The 18,642-nt window shown below is 72.3% G+C and carries 15 protein-coding genes; 8 read left to right on the forward strand and 7 right to left on the reverse strand.

Translation table 11 applies throughout. The features are described from left to right. Positions 1 to 28 precede the first annotated feature (28 nt). Both ABZ861_RS18480 and ABZ861_RS18485 read right to left on the reverse strand, forming a co-directional pair. The gene (locus ABZ861_RS18480) at positions 29 to 1,294 is read right to left on the reverse strand and encodes an FAD-dependent oxidoreductase (RefSeq protein WP_361631278.1); all 1,266 of its coding nucleotides are present in this window, start codon (positions 1,292 to 1,294) and stop codon (positions 29 to 31) included. Positions 1,295 to 1,551: 257 nt separating this feature from the next. Continuing rightward, a complete protein-coding gene (locus tag ABZ861_RS18485) occupies positions 1,552 to 2,886 on the reverse strand; it encodes a deoxyguanosinetriphosphate triphosphohydrolase (protein WP_361631280.1) in 1,335 nt (444 codons plus the stop codon). 487 nt (positions 2,887 to 3,373) lie between these two features. Here ABZ861_RS18485 and ABZ861_RS18490 point away from each other — a divergent pair, with 487 nt between their 5' ends. Together ABZ861_RS18490 and ABZ861_RS18495 are read left to right on the forward strand one after the other, a co-directional pair. Continuing rightward, positions 3,374 to 3,961, forward strand: coding sequence for a hypothetical protein (locus ABZ861_RS18490; RefSeq protein WP_361631282.1), 588 nt, complete (start codon positions 3,374 to 3,376; stop codon positions 3,959 to 3,961). 114 nt (positions 3,962 to 4,075) lie between these two features. Further along, on the forward strand, positions 4,076 to 4,705 hold the full coding sequence (locus ABZ861_RS18495) for a class F sortase (protein ID WP_361631284.1): 630 nt from the start codon (positions 4,076 to 4,078) through the stop codon (positions 4,703 to 4,705). A gap of 192 nt (positions 4,706 to 4,897) precedes the next feature. Here ABZ861_RS18495 and ABZ861_RS18500 read toward each other — a convergent pair whose 3' ends face one another. Both ABZ861_RS18500 and ppdK read right to left on the reverse strand, forming a co-directional pair. Further along, positions 4,898 to 5,824: an oxidoreductase gene (locus ABZ861_RS18500; RefSeq protein ID WP_361631286.1), complete on the reverse strand. Its 927-nt coding sequence runs from the start codon at positions 5,822 to 5,824 to the stop codon at positions 4,898 to 4,900. A gap of 372 nt (positions 5,825 to 6,196) precedes the next feature. Continuing rightward, a complete protein-coding gene (gene ppdK / locus ABZ861_RS18505; protein ID WP_361631288.1) occupies positions 6,197 to 8,944 on the reverse strand; it encodes a pyruvate, phosphate dikinase in 2,748 nt (915 codons plus the stop codon). Positions 8,945 to 10,082: 1,138 nt separating this feature from the next. Between ppdK and ABZ861_RS18510 the strand changes: the two genes are divergently transcribed. Next, the gene (locus tag ABZ861_RS18510) at positions 10,083 to 11,666 is read left to right on the forward strand and encodes a CDP-alcohol phosphatidyltransferase (RefSeq protein WP_361631290.1); all 1,584 of its coding nucleotides are present in this window, start codon (positions 10,083 to 10,085) and stop codon (positions 11,664 to 11,666) included. A gap of 209 nt (positions 11,667 to 11,875) precedes the next feature. On the opposite strand, the gene dusB is transcribed toward ABZ861_RS18510, so the two are convergent. After that, a complete protein-coding gene (dusB, locus tag ABZ861_RS18515; RefSeq protein WP_361631292.1) occupies positions 11,876 to 13,027 on the reverse strand; it encodes a tRNA dihydrouridine synthase DusB in 1,152 nt (383 codons plus the stop codon). 118 nt (positions 13,028 to 13,145) lie between these two features. Between dusB and ABZ861_RS18520 the strand changes: the two genes are divergently transcribed. Then, positions 13,146 to 14,591, forward strand: coding sequence for an MFS transporter (locus ABZ861_RS18520; RefSeq protein WP_361631294.1), 1,446 nt, complete (start codon positions 13,146 to 13,148; stop codon positions 14,589 to 14,591). 322 nt (positions 14,592 to 14,913) lie between these two features. Here ABZ861_RS18520 and ABZ861_RS18525 read toward each other — a convergent pair whose 3' ends face one another. After that, positions 14,914 to 15,159, reverse strand: a complete 246-nt coding sequence (locus tag ABZ861_RS18525) for a DUF397 domain-containing protein (protein WP_361631296.1) — start codon at positions 15,157 to 15,159, stop codon at positions 14,914 to 14,916. After that, the gene (locus ABZ861_RS18530; protein WP_361631298.1) at positions 15,156 to 16,001 is read right to left on the reverse strand and encodes a helix-turn-helix transcriptional regulator; all 846 of its coding nucleotides are present in this window, start codon (positions 15,999 to 16,001) and stop codon (positions 15,156 to 15,158) included. The genes ABZ861_RS18525 and ABZ861_RS18530 overlap by 4 nt, the downstream gene beginning before the upstream one ends. Positions 16,002 to 16,271: 270 nt before the next feature. On the opposite strand from ABZ861_RS18530, the gene ABZ861_RS18535 reads away from it, so the two are divergent. The 4 genes from ABZ861_RS18535 (at position 16,272) to ABZ861_RS18550 (ending at position 18,545) form a co-directional block, all read left to right on the forward strand. Further along, entirely contained in the window at positions 16,272 to 16,484 is a 213-nt protein-coding gene (locus ABZ861_RS18535) for a hypothetical protein (RefSeq protein ID WP_361631300.1), read from the forward strand. Beyond that, entirely contained in the window at positions 16,481 to 16,954 is a 474-nt protein-coding gene (locus ABZ861_RS18540) for an ATP-binding protein (RefSeq protein ID WP_361631302.1), read from the forward strand. Before ABZ861_RS18535 ends, ABZ861_RS18540 begins: the two co-directional genes overlap by 4 nt. A gap of 262 nt (positions 16,955 to 17,216) precedes the next feature. Continuing rightward, positions 17,217 to 17,363 carry a hypothetical protein gene (locus tag ABZ861_RS18545; RefSeq protein ID WP_361631304.1) on the forward strand — a complete coding sequence of 49 codons (147 nt, stop codon included), beginning with the start codon at positions 17,217 to 17,219 and terminating at the stop codon, positions 17,361 to 17,363. Between the two features lie 6 nt (positions 17,364 to 17,369). After that, complete coding sequence (locus ABZ861_RS18550) at positions 17,370 to 18,545, forward strand: methyltransferase domain-containing protein (RefSeq protein ID WP_361631306.1); 1,176 nt, start codon at positions 17,370 to 17,372, stop codon at positions 18,543 to 18,545. The last annotated feature ends 97 nt before the right edge of the window (positions 18,546 to 18,642 follow it).

Consider the following 18,642-nt stretch of genomic DNA (forward strand, 5'->3'; position numbering starts at 1 on the left):
AGCGGGCGCCGGTCAGGCGGTCAGGCGGTCAGGCGGTCAGCGCGTCCAGCGGCACGCGGGGGTCGGCCAGCGCCTCGGCGTCCACCCGCGCCCTGCTGCGGATCAGGTGCTGGACAGGCTCGGCGACGTCCCACACGTTGACGTTCATCCCGGCCAGGACCCGGCCCTCCTTCAGCCAGAACGCGATGAACTCGCGCTTCCCGGCGTCCCCGCGGATCACCACCCCGTCATACGAGCCCGGCGGCGCCCAGCCGCTGTACTCCATGCCCAGGTCGTACTGGTCGGAGAAGAAGTAGGGCACGCGGTCGTAGACGTCGTCCCGGCCGAGCATCGCGCGGGCCGCGGCCGGGCCGCCGTTGAGCGCGTTGGCCCAGTGCTCGACGCGCAGCCGGGAGTCGAACAGGGCCAGCGGGAAGGCGGCGACGTCGCCGGCGGCGAAGACGTCGGGGTCGGAGGTGGTCAGCCGCTCGTCGACCGCGATGCCGCCGCCGGCCGCCCGGTCGGCCAGCTCCAGGCCCGCCGCCTCGGCCAGCGCGGTGCGCGGGGCCGCCCCGATCGCGGCGAGCACGTCGTGGCAGAGGTGCTCCTCGCCGTCGTCGGTGCGGGCGGCGAGCACCATGCCGTCCTGGCCGACGATCTCGGTCAGCCGCGCGCCGAAGTGGAAGCGGACGCCGTGCTCGCGGTGCAGCTCGGCGAAGACCTCGCCCAGCTCGGGTCCGAGCACGCCGTGCAGCGGGGTGGGGGACGCCTCGACGACGGTGACCTCCGCGCCGTACTGGCGGGCCGCCGCCGCGACCTCCAGGCCGATCCAGCCGGCGCCCGCGATCACCAGGTGGCCGTTGTCCCGGCCGAGGTGCGTCAGGACGTTCTTCAGGCGCTCGGCGTGGGCGAGGCGGCGCAGGTGGTGCACCCCGGCCAGGTCGGTGCCGGGGACGTCCAGGCGGCGCGGCTCGGCGCCGGTGGCCAGCAGCAGCCTGTCGTAGCGCACCACGGTGCCGTCGTCGCCGAAGTGGACGGTCTTCGCGGCGCGGTCGATCGCGTCGACGGTCTGGCCGAGGTGCAGCTCGACGTCGTTCTGGGCGTACCACGCGGGCTCGTGCACGAAGACCGTGTCGCGCTCCTCCTTGCCGAGGAGGAGGCCCTTGGAGAGCGGCGGCCGCTCGTAGGGGTGGTCCCGCTCGTCGCAGATGAGGATGACGCGGCCGCTGAAGCCCTCCGCGCGGAGGGTCTCGGCCGCCTTCGCTCCGGTCAGTCCGCCTCCGACGATGACGAATGTCTGATCCGCGTCGACCACTTGATGCCTCCTCGTTACGGTGCCGCCATATGCGAGCGTCCCGCACGGAGCGTGATGCGGGAAGAGGGAGTGGCCCGATCAGGCCACGGAGGGTCACCCCGTGGCCCTGGGCGGGGCCCGTCGAGGTCACCCGCGTCCCACGGGTATCACGGCTCTACGGGTATCACGTGCGCCGGTGAGGGCGCTGTCAGCGCTGTGCGGGGTGCTGCTGGGTGCTGCTTGCTGGGTGCTGCGGGATGCTGCGGGATGCTGCGGAGTCACGCGTTCCCCGTCAGGCGGGCGTGAAGCGAGCGGGCCGAGGCGTCGGTGAGGGAGGCGACCTGGTCGACGATCACCCGCTTGCGGGCGCGGTCGTCCGCCGCGTGGTGGAACAGGGCGCGGAACTGGGGGTCCAGGCCCTCCGGCGCGCGGGCGGTGAGCGCCTCGGCCAGCTCGGCGACCACGATCCGCTGGTCGGCGCGCAGCAGCTCCTGCTCGGCGCGCTGCATGACGTAGCGGTCGGCGACCGCCTTCAGGACGGCGCACTCCATGCGGGCCGTGCGCGGGACGACCAGCTCGGCGGCGTACCGGGTCAGCCGGCCCGCGCCGTACGCCTCCCGTGTCGCGCCCTCGGCGGCCAGGCAGAAGCGGCCGATGAGCTGGCTGGCGGCGTCCTTCAGGCGGGCCTGGGCGACGGCGGAGCCGTCGTAGCCGTGCGGCCACCACTCCTGCTCCAGGAGGCGGTCGAGGGCCGCGGCCAGCTCCTCCGGGTCGGTGCCGGAGGGGACGTAGCGGCCGACGGCCACCGCGAACACCGCCTCGCGCTCCGGGTCGGCCTGGAGGCAGTTGGGGTCGATGTGCCCGGCGTGCAGGCCGTCCTCCACGTCGTGCACCGAGTACGCCACGTCGTCCGCCCAGTCCATGACCTGCGCCTCGAAGCAGGCCCGGTCGCGGGGCGCGTCCTCGCGCAGCCAGTCGAACACCGGCCGGTCGTCCTCGTAGACGCCGAACTTGCCGGACGCCGGATCGGCGGGGTGGGCGCCGCGCGGCCACGGGTACTTCGTGGCGGCGTCGAGCGCGGCGCGGGTGAGGTTGAGGCCGACGCTGACCGGCTCGCCGGTGGGGCCGCCGGAGACGAACCGCTTGGGCTCGATGCGGGTCAGCAGGCGCAGCGACTGGGCGTTGCCCTCGAAGCCGCCGCAGTCGCGGGCGAACTCGTTCAGCGCCTGCTCGCCGTTGTGCCCGAAGGGCGGGTGGCCCAGATCGTGCGAGAGGCAGGCCGCCTCCACCAGGTCCGGGTCGCAGCCCAGCGCGGCGCCCAGCTCCCGGCCCACCTGGGCGCACTCCAGCGAGTGGGTGAGCCGGGTCCGGGGACTGGCGTCCCACACCTGGCTGCGCTCGCCCGGCGTGACCACCTGCGTCTTGCCGGCCAGCCGGCGCAGGGCCGCGGAGTGCAGCACGCGCGCGCGGTCGCGCTGGAAGGCGGTGCGGCCCGGCCGCTTGTCCGGCTCGGCGACCCACCGCTCGACCGCCGACACCTGGTAGCCGTCGGGCGGGAGGTGGTTCTCGTGCAGCCGTGCCGCCCCGGGGGCGGTTGCTTCCGTGCCGTCCATGCTTCGACAGTAAGCGCAGGGGGTGACAGCGGGGGTGGCGGTGAGGGGTGACGCGCCTGTTTCGGGGTGAGGCTCCCCCGCGGTGGGCGGCGGCGCTGGCCGCCTCCGACCCCGGCCGCCCCTGGGCGATCCCCGCCGCCTCCGGCCCCCGGGGCTCTCCTGGATCTCCCCGGGGTACGCCCGGCGCCCTCCCCGGGGTACGCCCGGCGCCCTTCGGGCGCCCCTGATCACCCGTTCACCCCCGCGTCGCGCGGTCTTCGCGCAGTTTCCGACGTTCCGTCAAGCGACCCCCGATGACCTGCTCAAACGCCTCCGCGGCGGCCTCCTCGCCGGGCCGCGGCGACACCCGTTCTCCGTATTCCTGACGATGTCTCAGAGAGCGGGCGGGGGCGGCTGCCGCTTTCCTCGGAGAGGCAGGGACGCGACGACGGCGGCACAAGCGAGTGCCGCGGGCCGTGTCCCCACCGCACAGCTCGGAGGAGCACCGATGCGACGTACCGCTCGTCTGGCGGCCGGGACCGTGACCGGCGCCGCGCTCGCCGTCGTCGCCGTCAGCGGTGTGACCGTGCCCGCCTACGGTGCGGACGCCGCGCCCGTGACGACGCGCCTCCGGGGCGCCGAGGCCCGAGAGGGCACGGCGGTGAGCGGCCTGGAGGTGTACCCCTCCTCGGTGGCGCCGGGCGGCCAGGTGAGCGTGAACACCAAGGTCTGCGGTGACAAGAGCGCGGCGGCGGGCGACGCGAGCGCGGTCGGCGCGGGGCCCTTCACGCTGGCGCCCAGCACGCACGAGGGCGACGCGATCGGCCAGTTCCGGGTGCCGGAGGGCGCGCAGCCGGGCACGTACGAGATCGTCGCGGAGTGCGCCGAGGGCGGACGCCGGGTCACGGGCGACCTGGTCGTCACGCTCGCCGCGGAGCAGGGGCAGACGCAGCCCCGTGGAAGCGTCAAGACGGGGGTCGGCGGCGCGCTGGGCGCCGACCCCGCGCAGACCGCGGCCGGTGTGGCGGCTCTCGCCGTCGCCGCCGCGGGCGGTACCTGGCTCCTGCATCGCCGGGCGAGAGGCGACGGGATCTGACGGACGCTCTCCGCTGTCCGTCAGCCGGTACCGCACGTCCCTCCCCCCTCCGGGCATCGACGCCCCACGCGACCCGGAGGGGGGCACGGGGCGCCGTGTCCGAGAGGGGTTCGCGTGCGAAGGAAGCGAAGGATCGAGAACTCCGCGATAGCGGCCGTCACCGCGGCCGCGCTGTTCTCCGGCGTGTGGCTGCTGCACGGCGCCGGGATCGTCCACGCCCCGCCGCAGCCCTCGGTGGCCGAGGGCTCGCCCGACCCCGCCGAGGAGCGGCTCAGCGCCCCCGCTCTGCCGCCGTCGCCGCCCACCCGCATCCGCATCCCCTCGATCCGGGTGAACGCCCCGCTGACCGGCCTGGCCCTGTCCGGCTCAGGGAGCCTGAACGCCCCGCCGGCCGGGGAGAAGAACCTCGCCGGCTGGTACGAGGCCGGGACCGTGCCGGGCGAGACGGGCACCGCGATCGTCGCGGGCCACGTCGACGACGCCAAAGGCCCCGCGGTCTTCTACAACCTCGGCGCGCTGAAGAGGGGCGCCCTCGTCGAGGTGGACCGCCGTGACGGCGGCGTCGCGGTGTTCACCGTGGACGCGGTGGAGGCGTACGAGGCGAAGGACTTCCCCGACGAGAAGGTCTACGGCGCCGCCCGGCGCCCCGAGCTGCGGGTGATCACCTGCGGCGGCGGCTACTCCAAGACGACCGGCTACCAGGGCAACGTGGTCGTCTTCGCCCACCTGACCGGCAGCCGCTGACCCGCGGACGGCCGCCCGGCGGCCGCTGACCCACGGGGGCCGACCGGCGGCCGCTGACCCACGGGGGCCGACCGGCGGCCGCTGACCGGCACTCCGGGACGCCGGTCCCACGCGGGCCCCCGGGGCGCCGGTCCCCGCACGGGACCCCGGAAAGTCGGTCTCCGCGCCGGACTGCGGGAAGCCGGGCGCCCCTCAGCCCGGCAGCGCGTCGTAGCGGACTCCGGTCAGGTCCTCGGAGAGCGACCAGAGCCGGGCGGCCGCGCGGTCGTCGCGGGTCCAGGGGGCGCGCCAGGAGGGGGCCGGGGCGCCGCGCCACATCGCGAAGGACGGGCCGGTGAAGGAGTCGGGGCGCACCCCGGGCGCGGTGGCGGCGTACAGGGTGGGCAGGGCGCCGGCCTCGGCGGACTGGGCGAAGACCCGGTTGGCCAGCGTCATGGCCCGCTCGGCGCCCCGGCGGCCCTCGGCGCGCGGTCCCGCGGTCTGGAGGTTGGTCGAGGCGTATCCGGGGTGGGCGGCGGCGGCCACGACGTCCGACCCGGCCGCCGCCAGCCGCCGGGACAGCTCGCGGGTGAAGAGCAGGTTGGCGGTCTTGGACCGGCCGTAGGCGGTCCAACGGCGGTATCCGTGCTCGCTGTTGAGGTCGCCGGGGTCGATGTTGGCCAGCGCGTGCAGCACGCTGGACACGGTCACCGCGCGCGCCCCGGGGGTGGCGAGCAGCGCGGGCAGCAGCCGCCCGGTGAGCGCGAAGGGCCCGAGGTGGTTGACGCCGAACTGGGTCTCGAACCCGTCCGCGGTCGTCCCGTACGGCGGGGCCATCACGCCCGCGTTGTTCACCAGCAGGTCGAGCCGGTCGTACGGGTAGGCGTCCGCGAACTCCCGTACCGAGGACAGGTCGGCGAGGTCGAGGCGGGCGAAGCGGGCCTCGGCGCCGGGGACTTCGGCGGCGAGCCGGTCCTGCGCCGCCTTCCCCCGGGCCTCGCTGCGGCAGGCGAGCAGCACGTGGGCGCCCTTGCGGGCCAACTCCCGTGCGGTGACGTATCCGAGGCCGCTGTTCGCTCCGGTGACGACGGCGACGCGCCCCGTGAGGGCGGGGACGTCCCGCGTGTTCCACTCGCCCATGCCCGAGGCCGCCTTCCGTCGGATCCGCCTTGGCCCCAGCCTAGTGCTGTGGCCGGACAGCTTCGCCGGAAGGCTCGCGGCGTCCGGTGCGGCGCCTCGCAAGGCGGAGCACTGCCCGCGTACTGGACGTACGCGGGCGGTGCGACGACGCGGCGAGGCGTCGTGCCGGGCGTCGCAAGCCGGTGAACCTTCCGGTCACAGCACTGGGCGGGCTCTGCCCCTTTCCGCCGAGCGGGCGGCCCACGGCGCGGCGCCGCGCACGGCGGAAGGGGCGTCGCCCCCTCACAGGGCGCGCCCCTTCCCTTTCGTGGACCGGAGTCCTCGTCGCGATCGGTCTTGAGGGTCGGGGACCGCGACGAGGACTCCGGGGCTCTACCGGTGGTCGCTGCCCTCCGCCTGGGAGGCGGCGCGGCCGGCCTCCAGGCGGGCCACCGGGATGCGGAACGGGGAGCAGGAGACGTAGTCCAGGCCCACCTCGTGGAAGAAGTGGACGGACTCCGGGTCGCCGCCGTGCTCGCCGCAGACGCCGAGCTTGAGGTCGGGGCGGGTGGCGCGGCCCGCCTGGGCGGCGGCCTTCACCAGGGAGCCGACGCCGTCCTTGTCGATCGTCTCGAACGGGCTGACGCCGAAGATGCCCTTCTCCAGGTAGGCGGTGAAGAAGCTGGCCTCCACGTCGTCCCGGCTGAAGCCCCACACCGTCTGGGTCAGGTCGTTGGTGCCGAAGGAGAAGAACTGGGCCGCCTCGGCGATCTGGGCCGCGGTGAGCGCGGCGCGCGGCAGCTCGATCATGGTGCCGATCGCCAGCTTCAGCCGGACGCCGGTGGCCGCCTCGACCTCCGCGATGACCTGGTCGGCCTCCTCGCGGACGATCTCCAGCTCCTGGACCGTGCCGACCAGCGGGATCATGATCTCGGCGCGCGGGTCGCCCTTGGCGGCGCTGCGCTCGGCCGCGGCCTCCGCGATGGCCCGCACCTGCATGGTGAACAGGCCGGGGATCACCAGGCCCAGGCGCACGCCGCGCAGACCCAGCATCGGGTTCTGCTCGTGCAGCCGGTGCACGGCCTGGAGCAGACGCAGCTCGTTCTCGTGCGGCTCCTGGCGGGACTCGGCCAGCGCCACCCGCACCGACAGCTCGGTGATGTCGGGCAGGAACTCGTGCAGCGGCGGGTCGAGCAGGCGGACGGTGACCGGCAGGCCGTCCATCGCCTCGAACAGCTCGACGAAGTCCTTCTTCTGCAACGGCAGGAGCTGCTTGAGGGACTTCTCGCGCTCGGCCTCGGTGTCGGCCAGGATCAGCCGCTCCACCAGCTCGCGCCGGTCGCCGAGGAACATGTGCTCGGTGCGGCACAGGCCGATGCCCTGGGCGCCGAAGCGGCGGGCGCGCAGCGCGTCCTCGGCGTTGTCGGCGTTGGCGCGCACCCGCAGCCGGCGCTTGCGGTCGGCGAAGGCCATGATGCGGTGCACGGCCTCGACCAGCTCGTCGGCGTCGTCGGCGCCCGCGTGCATCCGGCCCTCGAAGTACTCCACGACCGGGGAGGGGACGACCGGCACCTCGCCCAGGTAGACCTTGCCCGAGGAGCCGTCGAGGGAGATGACGTCGCCTTCCTCGACGATGTGCCCGCCCGGCACGATCATCCGGCGGCGCTTGGTGTCGACCTCCAGCTCCTCCGCGCCGCAGACGCAGGTCTTGCCCATGCCGCGGGCGACCACGGCCGCGTGGGAGGTCTTGCCGCCGCGCGAGGTGAGGATGCCCTCGGCGGCGATCATGCCGTCCAGGTCGTCGGGGTTGGTCTCGCGGCGGACCAGGATGACCTTCTCGCCGGACCGGGACCACTTGACGGCGGTGTACGAGTCGAAGACCGCCTTGCCGACCGCGGCGCCCGGCGACGCGGCGATGCCCCGGCCGACCTGCTCGATCTTCGCGCCCTCGTCGAAGCGGGGGAACATGAGCTGGGCGAGCTGGGCGCCGGTCACCCGCTGGAGGGCCTCCGCCTCGTCGATCAGGCCCTGGTCGACGAGCTGGGTGGCGATCCGGAAGGCGGCCCCGGCGGTGCGCTTGCCGACCCGGGTCTGGAGCATCCAGAGCTGGCCGCGCTCGATGGTGAACTCGATGTCGCACAGGTCCAGGTAGTGGTTCTCCAGCGTCGCCATGATCTGCATGAGCTGGTCGTACGACGTCTTGTCGATGCGCTCCAGCTCGGCCAGCGCGACGGTGTTGCGGATGCCCGCGACCACGTCCTCGCCCTGCGCGTTCTGGAGGTAGTCGCCGTAGACGCCCTGGTGGCCGGAGGCGGGGTCGCGGGTGAAGGCGACGCCGGTGCCGGAGTCGGGGCCGAGGTTGCCGAAGACCATCGAGCAGACGTTGACGGCGGTGCCCAGGTCGTGCGGGATGCGCTCCTGGCGGCGGTAGAGCTTGGCGCGGTCGCCGTTCCATGAGTCGAAGACCGCCTTGATGGCGAGGTCCATCTGCTCGCGCGGGTCCTGCGGGAAGTCCCGGTCGGCCTCCCGCTTGACGATCTTCTTGAAGGCGGTGACCAGCTTCTTGAGGTCGGCGGCCTCCAGTTCGGTGTCGACCGCGACCTTCTTGGCCTCCTTGGCCTTGTCGAGGGCGTCCTCGAACAGCTCGCCGTCGACGCCGAGGACCGTCTTGCCGAACATCTGGATGAGCCGACGGTAGGAGTCCCACGCGAAGCGGTCGTCGCCCGCCTGCTTGGCGAGGCCCTGCACGGAGGCGTCGGACAGGCCGATGTTCAGGACGGTGTCCATCATGCCGGGCATGGAGAACTTGGCGCCGGAGCGCACCGACACCAGGAGGGGGTCGTCGGCCTGGCCCAGCTTCTTGCCCATGGTCCGCTCCAGGGCGTCGAGGTGCGCACTCACCTCGTCACGCAGTGCCGCGGGCTCCTCGCCGCTGTCGAGGTAGACCTTGCAGGCCTCGGTGGTGATGGTGAAGCCCGGAGGGACCGGGAGGCCCAGGTTGGTCATCTCGGCCAGGTTCGCGCCCTTGCCGCCGAGGAGGTCCTTGAGGTCCTTGTTGCCCTCGGTGAAGTCGTAGACGAACTTCACGTCCTCAACGCCGTCGCCGCGATCGGCTACCTGGAGATCTTTGTTTTCCGACACGGGTCTCGACTCCTCGAGGACGCGGTGGCTGCCCTGACGGGCAGGAACATACCCAGATCGAAGGCTTGCCGGTACGTCCACTCGCGCGTCATGCGTCCGTAACCGGTCGTCCGCCACCGGATCGAAAGTCACAACAAGGCTGGCCGTCAGGGCCTTGCGTGTTCACTTCTTGAACAGAAGGGCCCCTTCGAGCCGCCTGGATCGCTCACATGAGCACCTGTAGACACGGGTGAGTTCGATCGATGAACGATCAAAGGGTGGCACTGAGTGCCACTCTTTGAGAAGTGCAGGTACCCCTGATTCGCTCATCTGAGCGCTACCCGTATCAAGGGTGGTGAGAATCACGCTGCCACACGCGCTCGGTTTTCACCATGCGGACGGCGAGGGGGCCGGGTGCGAGGGGCGCGGCGGACCGGTGCGGGCGGCGCCGTGGACCGGGTGCGGGCGGCGGGGGCGAGGCAGTGCGGAGGGCGGGCGCGAGGCGGTGCGGTCCTTGGAGGGGCTGGCGCGCGACGGCGGTTTGCCGGGTGTTTGCCCGGCGCTGTGAACAGAGCCGGCCGGGCGCCCGTACGGGACGGCGGCGGGCCGGGCGGGCTCGCCTCCCCGGGCCCGCCCCGCCTTCGCGCGCGGCCCGCCGTACCGCGACACCGCGCACGGAAGGACCTCCGGGGTGCCCCAGCAGCACACGAGCACACGCCAGTCACCGGGTACGGACACGGGCACGCGTCCCGGCACGGGTCCGACCGGGGCGCCGGCCTCCGACGAGCCGGACGCGGCGCCCCGAGGAGGCCCGGCGGCGGAGCGGTCCGCGGAAGCGAGGCCCGCGGAAGCGACGGCGGACACGCTCACGGCGCCGGAGACCGAGACCGAGGAGAGCGCGGAGCCCACGCCGAAGCCGAAGCCGGAGCCGGTGCCGGTACGGGACCCGGAAGCGAAGCCGCTCACAGAATCGGCTGCGACCGCCCCGGCGACAGGCGCCCCACCCGCCTCTCGCCCCCCACGCACCCCTCGCGCGCGCCGCGCCCTTCGCGCCGTCCGTCCCGGCGTCCTGCGCGGCGCGTGGCGGCGCTGGCGGGCGGAGCATCCCGGGCCCGCGCGGGCGGTCTCCCTCTCCGTCACCGCGCTGGCGCTGGGCGTCGTGCTGATCGCGCTGCTGCTGCCGAACAAGCGGGGGCAGATGCATCTCGCGGCGTTCGCGCGGCTTCCCGTGGAGGCGCTGCTCGGGGCGGCCGTGCTGATCGCGCTGCCGCGCCGGCCGCGGGCGGTCGCCGCGGTGCTCGGCGGCGTGGCCCTCGGCGTGCTGACCGTGCTGAACGTGACCGACGTCGAGTTCAACCAGTACCTCGGGCGCAGCTTCAACGTGATCCTGGACTGGCAGCTCCTGGACGACGCCCGGTCCTACCTCGCCGACGCCCTCGGCGGCACGGTCGCGTTGCTCGCCGCCGCCGTCGCCGTCCTGCTCGTGCTGGCGGTGCCGGCCGTGCTGGCGCTGGCGACGGTGCGCGTGGGGAACTTCCTCGGCCGGGACAAGTCCCGCGCGACCCGCGGCCTGCTGCTGGTCAGCGCGCTGTGGATGACCTGCTCGACGCTGAACCTCCAGGTGTTCCACGGCGTCCCGGTGGCCGCCGAGCACACGGTGGTCATGCTCAAGTACCACGCGCACGCCCTGCGGTCGACGATCCGCGACGAGCGGGCGTTCGCGCGGACGGCGAGGGCGGACGCCTTCGGCGGCACCCCGGGCAGCCAGTTGGTGCCCGACCTGCGCGGCAAGGACATGGTCTTCACGTTCATCGAGAGCTACGGCCGCAGCGCGATCGAGGACCCGATCATGGCGCCGGGCGTGGACCGGACCCTGGACGCGAGCAGCCGGGCGCTGGCGAAGGCGGGCTTCCGCGCCAAGAGCGGCTGGCTGACCTCGGCGACGTACGGCGGGGGGAGCTGGCTCGGACACTCCACGTTCATGTCGGGCCTGTGGGTCGACAACCAGAACCGCTACCGCACGGTGACCTCGGGCGACCACCTCACGCTGACCGAGGCGTTCCGCAAGACCGGCGCGTGGGACACGGTCGGCGTCATGCCGGGCGTGCAGAAGGGCTGGCCGGAGGCGAAGTGGTACGGCCTGGACAAGGTCTACAACGCCTTCCAGATGGGCTACCGGGGCCCGAAGTTCAGTTGGTCCACGATGCCGGACCAGTACGCCCTTCAGGCGTTCCAGCGGCTGGCGCACGGCAAGAAGCACGACAAGCCGCTGACGTCGTTCGTCATCCTCACCTCCAGCCACCAGCCCTGGGCGCCGATCCCCAAGACGGTGGGCTGGGACGGGCTCGGCGACGGCTCGGTCTTCCAGGGCATCGAGGCGGCGGGCACCCGGCCGCAGGACATCATCACCGACCCGACCCGCTCCCGGGAGGAGTACGGCAAGTCGGTGCAGTACTCGGTGACCGTCCTGACCCAGTGGCTGGAGCGCTACGGCACCGCTGACACCGTGCTCGTCTTCCTCGGCGACCATCAGCCCATCGCCCGGGTCAGCGGCGACCACGCCAGCCGTGACGTGCCGGTCTCGATCGTCGCCAAGGACCCGAAGGTGCTGGACCGGATCTCCGGCTGGGGCTGGACCGAGGGACTGCGGCCCGCCCACAGCGCCCCGGTGTGGAAGATGAGCGCCTTCCGCGACCGCTTCCTGACGGCGTACGGCTCCACGCCGCACCCCACCAAGGACTGAGCGCGCCCGAGGCGGCCGCGGCGAGCCGCGACTGCGGCCGAGTCGCGAGGGGACGCGCCCGCGACGAGGACCGGCCGCGGCGAGCGGCGACCTCGGCGGGTCGCGAGGGAAGGCGACCGCGATGAGGACCGGCCGCGGCGAGCGACGACCTCGGTGAACGGCGACCGCGGCGGAGTCGCCATGGAAGGCGACCGAGGCGAGCGCGCCGGTCAGCCGCCGGAGGTGTCCAGCTCCGCGTCCTCGCCGACGCCCTCGCAGTCGTAGGGGTCCTTCAGCCAGCCGTCCGGCAGCACCACCCGGTTGTTGCCGGAGGTGCGGCCGCGCGGGCCGTCCGCGCCGGCCGGCCACGGTTGGTCCAGGTCCAGCTCGTCCAGGCCGGCGCGCAGCGCCTCCAGCGAGGAGGTGACCGCGAGCCGCTTGCGCATCTCGGAGCCGACGGCGAAGCCCTTGAGGTACCAGGCGACGTGCTTGCGGAAGTCGATCACGCCGCGCGCCTCGTCGCCGATCCACTCCCCCAGCAGGGCGGCGTGCCGGACCATGACGTCGGCCACCTCGCGCAGGGCGGGCCGCGTGCGGGCCTCGCCGGCCTCGCAGCGGCCTTCGAAGGCGGCGACCAGGTCGGCGAACAGCCACGGGCGGCCCAGGCAGCCGCGGCCGACGACCACGCCGTCGCAGCCGGTCTCGCGCACCATCCGCAGCGCGTCCTCGGCGGACCAGATGTCGCCGTTGCCGAGCACCGGGATCTCCGGGACGTGCTCCTTCAGCCGCGCGACGGCCTCCCAGTCCGCGGCGCCGCCGTAGTGCTGTGCGGCGGTGCGGCCGTGCAGCGCGATGGCGGTGACGCCCTCCTCGACGGCGATCCGTCCGGCGTCGAGGTAGGTGAGGTGGTCGTCGTCGATGCCCTTGCGCATCTTGATGGTCACCGGCAGGTCGCCCGCCCCGCTGACCGCCTCGCGCAGGATGGCGCGCAGCAGGTTCCGCTTGTAGGGCAGGGCCGAGCCGCCGCCCTTGCGGGTCACCTTCGGCACCGGGCAGCCGAAGTTGAGGTCGATGTGGTCGGCGAGGTCCTCCTCGACGATCATGCGCACGGCCTTGCCCACGGTGACCGGGTCGACGCCGTAGAGCTGGATCGAGCGCGGCTTCTCGGCCGCGTCGAAGTGGATGAGCTGCATGGTCTTGTCGTTGCGCTCGACCAGGGCCCGGGTGGTGATCATCTCGCTGACGAAGAGGCCCTTGCCGCCGCTGAACTCCCGGCACAGGGTGCGGAAGGGCGCGTTGGTGATCCCGGCCATGGGGGCGAGGACCACCGGCGGGACGACGGTGTGCGGGCCGATCTGGAGGGGGGACTCGGGCGTGGGCATTCCCCCATTGTCGCGCATCGGCCTGTCGCGCATCGGCGCCGGCCGTCCGCCCGCCCCGGCGACGATCGTGTACCGGTCATTAGTTAACCGCACTATTGAATCGGCTACGCTGGAACCCATGCCCGAGCTGAGTCCCCGCCGACGTCTCCTGGTGCTCGCGATCTGCTGCATGAGCCTGCTGATCGTGAGCCTGGACAACACCGTCCTGAACGTCGCCCTGCCCTCCCTCCAGCGCGATCTGCACGCGAGCACGTCCGGTCTTCAGTGGACCATCGACGCCTACACGCTGGTGCTCGCGTCGCTGCTGATGCTCTCCGGGTCGACGGCCGACCGGATCGGCCGCAAGCGGGTGTTCCTGACCGGGCTCGCGGTCTTCGGCGTCGGCTCCCTGCTGTGCTCGCTGGCGCCCGACCTGGAGCTGCTGGTCGTCTTCCGGATGGTGCAGGCGGTCGGCGGCTCGATGCTCAACCCGGTCGCGATGTCGATCATCACCAACACCTTCACCGACCCGCGCGAGCGGGCCCGCGCGATCGGCGCGTGGGGCGCCGTGGTCGGCATCTCCATGGCGGCCGGGCCGCTGGTCGGCGGCCTGCTGGTGGAGTCGGTCGGCTGGCGCTCGATCTTCTGGCTCAACCTGCCGGTGGCGCTGGCCGCGTTCCTGCTCACCCTGCGCTTCGTCCCGGAGTCCCGCGCCCCCCGGGCCCGGCGCCCCGACCCGGTCGGGCAGGCGCTGGTCATCGTCCTGTTCGGCAGCCTGACGTACGCGATCATCGAGGCGCCGGACGCCGGGCCGGCCCGGGTGCTGCCCTTCGCCGCCGTCGCGCTCGCCGCGCTGCTCGCCCTGCTGCGCTACGAGCCGCGCCGCGCCGAGCCCCTGATCGACCTGCGGTTCTTCCGCTCGGCGCCGTTCAGCGGCGCCACCGTCATCGCGGTCACCGGCTTCGCGGCGCTCGGCGGCTTCCTGTTCCTGTCCACGCTCTACCTCCAGAACGTGCGCGGCCTGGACGCCCTGCACGCGGGTCTGTGGATGCTGCCGCTGGCGGCGCCCACGTTCCTGTGCGCGCCGCTGTCCGGGCGGCTGGTCGGCACCCGGGGCCCGCGGCTGCCTCTGCTGATCGCCGGGACCGCCATGACGGCGAGCGCGCTGCTGTTCGCCGCCTTCGACGCCGAGACGTCGGACGTCACCCTCGTGTGCGGGTACGTCCTGTTCGGCCTCGGCTTCGGCTTCGTCAACGCCCCCATCACCAACACGGCGGTCTCGGGCATGCCCCGCGCCCAGGCGGGGGTCGCCGCGGCGGTCGCCTCCACCAGCCGGCAGCTCGGCCAGACGCTCGGCGTCGCGGTGGTCGGCGCGCTGCTGGCGTCCCGGATCGGATCGTCCTCCTACCGGAGCGCGTTCGTCTCGGCGTCCCGGCCCGGCTGGTGGGTCCTGGTGGTCTGCGGCCTCGCGGTACTGGTCCTGGGCGCGATCACCTCCGGCCGCTGGGCCCGAGCCACCGCCGAACGCACAGCCGACCACCTACGCGAGCAGGAGGTCCGGCAGACGGCGGGGGTAGGCGCCTGACGCCGACGGCGCACACCGTGCACGACCGGCGGCATTCGGCTGTGCAGACCGATCCACTGCCGAAGGCGGCCGACCAAATGAGGCGTGGTCGTAACCCTGTCGAGACGCCAGCCGCAGCCCGTACGGCCGATCAGCACCAGGCCCGCCCAGGTCCCGCCTCTCCACGCAGGAACGCGTCTTTTGCGGCGCCCAGAGACGAACCGCGTTCATCCGGCATTCCCTAGGTACGCCGCCTTCGGCGCATGGGCAGCAGTACGTCGAGGCCCGGCTCCCCAGATATGAGGTGGGGGAACCGGGCCTCGACGCGTGCTGAGCCATGGGGTCAGTTGTCGAACTTGCCGTCGTGAACATCCGCGAGGAAGCCCGCGATGGAGGACTCGGAAAAGACCAGTGCAGGGCCATCCGGGTTCTTCGAGTCCCTTACGGCCCGCATGCCGGCGTACGGCGCGGCCGTCAGGGCAGCGAGCTCAACGCACTGCCCCTGGGAGTCCCCGCTGTAGGAAGACTTCGTCCAGACGGCTCCCTCAAGCTCCGGTGCATTGAGCGAGCGTCCGTTGTTGGTGGTCACTTGTGCAGTCCTTCCAGGTACTCGTCAAGAAGATCCCGTGACTGGTCCACGGGAAGCGCGGCAGAAGCGATGTTCTCGAACTCGGCTTTCAGGTAGGCGACCTGGGCCGGGTCGTAGGTGTGTGATCCGCCCATGGGGTTGTCGATGCTGGCAACGGGCGTCCACGGATGCCGGAACGTGAGGATCGTCATCGCTCCGTTCGACCCGATGGATGGGTGCGCGGTGAGCGGCAGGATCTGAAGGGTGACGTTATCCATCTTGGTGGCGGCGATCAGCTTGCGAAGCTGGTCTTCCATGAGGCCAGGGCTGGACTTGAACTCGGCGTGGAATGCGGATTCAGGGATCACGCCGTGAAACTGCGCGCGGCTGAGGACTTCCTGTCGCGCCAGGCGGATGGCGATCAGCGACTCCGGATCGTTCGAGCGCGCTCGCGAGTGCATCTCCCTGACATAGAGCGGTGACTGAACCAGACCCGGGATCACCTTGGGGTGCACGATGCGGATCGTCTCCGCCTCGGCTTCCAGCTCCACGAAGTCCAGGTACGCCTCGCTGACCTTGTCCGCATACGAGGCCCACCAGCCCTTGCCCGTCGGCTCCTCAGCGACGCGAGCGACCTCGTCGACGCCCTTGGGATCATCGACGCCGACCTTCGCGCACAGGTCGAGAACCTCGTCCCGCCCGATGCGGTAGTAGCCCCGCTCGACGCGAGAGAAGCGAGGCTGACTCCACCCCATGGCCCGAGCGACATCGCCTGACGGCATGTCAACCGCTTCGCGCCACTGACGCAGTTGGGCGCCCACACGCCGCCTCTTGACTGACGGCGTCGCTCTCTTCTGCGTCATGGGCGCAGTCTGGCACGCCTGCGTCATCGTTGGCCATGCGAACGGATGTACGCGCCTTTTTGGACTTTCAGTGAATGGGTTGCATGTCGAACCGAAAAAGGAGCAAGCTAGCCCTGCGGCAAACGTGACTGTCCATCAGTTCATGATCATTCATGACAGGCAGTGACGGCTGCTCCTATACGGACCGGTTCGCCGGTTCGGCGGAGATCGCCCTTCCTCCCCCGCAGGGGCGATCTCCGCTCTCCCCCTCCGACGAAGCCGAGGCTGCTGATGACGAGCCAGCGCACCAAGCTCCGGTCCGGCGACTGGATGAACCGGGACAACGACTACGACCGACCGCTGCGACCCGACAGGCCGCGCGCGGCGGCGGACCACAACGTCCAGCTCATCAAGCTCCGCAAGGCACGGAGAGAACAGCGACTCGAAGTGCGGGCCGCTGTCAGCCGCGTGCTGGTGCATGCCGAGGACGTGGTGACGGAATGATCGTCGGAACCGTCGAGGAGCTGGTGACCAGTCCCGAGGCCGTACTGGACGACCTGACCCTGAGCCTGCGGCGCGACCCCAGGCCCGAGGGACAGCCAGTCCCCGCACACGAAGGCCGGTGGGTCGGCCACCTCCGGAAAGTCGCGGCGGCCAAGCTGCGTCACTGGGGGCTTCCCTACCTGGTCGATGACGTCCGGATCGTGATCAGCGAACTCGTCACCAACGCGCTGGTGCACGGTACGGGAGATCAAGTCGCCTTTCGCTTCTTGCTCGTCGCCGACGTGCTCGTGCTCGAAGTGGACGACGGCTCCACGCGGCATGCCCGCATCAGCACGGCCGGTGACCTGGACGAGCACGGCCGCGGCATGTTCATCGTCAGCGAGCTGTCCACGCTGTGCGGCGTGAGCCCTGACGGAACCAAGACCTGGTGCTGCTTCAAGATCCCCACAGCCCTACGGAGGGACGCATAACCGCCCCGCCGCATGATGCACGCCCGCTCCGCGAACCGAGGCGCCACCGCGCCACTCGTCCAGCGAGTCGACTCCGGCCGATCCTCATCGGACAAGCAGACTTCGACGGCACGAGGACCCGGCGGCGGCGTGCCAACAGCTCACAGACTTCACCTCGCACTTTCCAGCGCGGAGCACGAGACCCCCGCCCGGCCACACGCCCCGTGAAGGGGAGACGGCCGGGTGGGTGCACGGATCATCGACCGACTACGAAGGAGCACCCATGAGTGGACAGCACGGCGGCGGGTCCGGCGACGGCCAGGGCGGTGGCCAGCAGGACGACAGCGACAGCGGCGCCAAGCACGGCGGCGGCGGCTCCGACGAGGGCGGCAACACGTCCGACGGCTCCGGCCCCGCTACGGGTAAGTAGGCGCATGTGACGACGCGCAGGGAAGAGGCGGGCCCTTCGGGGCTCGCCTCCGCGCTCGTGGAAGCGGGCGCGCTGACTTCCGACTGGCTGCCGGCGTTCGAGGCGGTCCCCCGTGAGCGGTTCGTGCCCGACCGCATCTGGCCGGGCATCGCGGACGGCACCCGGCAGACGGCGTTGGTGGACCGTGCCAGGGACCCGGACGCGTGGTTCGAGGCGGTGTACTCCGACGTCCCTCTGACGACGCAGTGGGACGACGGACGACACACCGGGGATGGACTCGGAGCCACGCCCACAAGCTCCAGTTCCATGCCGCGCATGGTCTTCTCGATGCTGACTGATCTGGACGTGCGGGAAGGACAGCGCGTCCTTGAGATCGGCGCCGGCACGGGCTGGAACGCGGGCCTTCTCGCACACCGGCTCGGCGGTGCGAACGTGATCAGCGTCGAGTACGACGCGGACGTGTCCGAGGGCGCCGTGGAGAACCTTCGGCGCGCCGGCCTGGCGCCCTTGGTCGTCGTGGGAGACGGCCGACTGGGCCACGCGAGCAGCGCCCCGTACGACCGGATCATCGCGACGTGCTCGGTCGGAGAGGTGCCCCGCACCTGGGTGGAACAGTGCCGCCCCGGCGGGGTCATCGTCGCCCCGTGGGGGACCGAGTACGGCGGTGAGCACGTCGTGCGCATGGTCGTCGGCGACGACGGCACGGCGCATGGCCCCTTCACCCGTTCCAGTGCCTTCATGCGTCTGCGACAGCAGCGCACGGAACGCCCGCCCTTCGATGCCTACCTCAAGGGCCGGGAGTGGCCCGCAGACGGCGCCAGGAGCGTCACGGCGCTGTCGCCCGCCGATATCGGCGGGTGGCTGCAACAGTTCGTGATCGGGCTGCAAGTGGCTGGGGCGTTCTGGCGAGCCGAGCGGTACGACGGCGGCGCCTACACGCTGTGGACGTACAGCACCGACACCCTGTCGTGGGCGTCGGCGGACTACGTACCGGACGCCGACGCGTACGAAGTCGTCCAGTCCGGCCCCCGCAAGCTGTGGGACGAGACCGAAGCGGCCTACCGCTGGTGGGAGGAGAACGGCAGACCCGGCTTCGATCGCTTCGGACTCATCGTGGACGGCGACGGGGAACGGGCGTGGCTGGACTCCCCGGACCGCCCGGTACCGATCCGGAGCGCGTAGCGGCTCCGCCCACCGGCCCCGGTCGGCGTTCCCTCCGAGTGCCGGCCGGGGTGTCCTGCTGCTCGCGCCCTGACTGGACGGTGAGCCTTCCGAAGGG

It is taken from the genome of Streptomyces sp. NPDC046985 (assembly GCF_040644415.1).
In the GTDB taxonomy this organism is placed as follows: Bacteria; Actinomycetota; Actinomycetes; order Streptomycetales; family Streptomycetaceae; genus Streptomyces.

Excerpts from the sequence above, each read along its gene's own strand:
- ABZ861_RS18500 (WP_361631286.1), bottom strand. The coding sequence starts at position 5,824 with ATGGGCGAGTGGAACACGCGGGACGTCCCCGCCCTCACGGGGCGCGTC.
- ABZ861_RS18535 (WP_361631300.1), top strand. The coding sequence starts at position 16,272 with ATGACGAGCCAGCGCACCAAGCTCCGGTCCGGCGACTGGATGAACCGG.
- ABZ861_RS18540 (WP_361631302.1), top strand. The coding sequence starts at position 16,481 with ATGATCGTCGGAACCGTCGAGGAGCTGGTGACCAGTCCCGAGGCCGTA.
- ABZ861_RS18545 (WP_361631304.1), top strand. The coding sequence starts at position 17,217 with ATGAGTGGACAGCACGGCGGCGGGTCCGGCGACGGCCAGGGCGGTGGC.
- ABZ861_RS18520 (WP_361631294.1), top strand. The coding sequence starts at position 13,146 with ATGCCCGAGCTGAGTCCCCGCCGACGTCTCCTGGTGCTCGCGATCTGC.
- dusB (WP_361631292.1), bottom strand. The coding sequence starts at position 13,027 with ATGCCCACGCCCGAGTCCCCCCTCCAGATCGGCCCGCACACCGTCGTC.
- ABZ861_RS18485 (WP_361631280.1), bottom strand. The coding sequence starts at position 2,886 with ATGGACGGCACGGAAGCAACCGCCCCCGGGGCGGCACGGCTGCACGAG.
- ABZ861_RS18490 (WP_361631282.1), top strand. The coding sequence starts at position 3,374 with ATGCGACGTACCGCTCGTCTGGCGGCCGGGACCGTGACCGGCGCCGCG.
- ABZ861_RS18530 (WP_361631298.1), bottom strand. The coding sequence starts at position 16,001 with ATGACGCAGAAGAGAGCGACGCCGTCAGTCAAGAGGCGGCGTGTGGGC.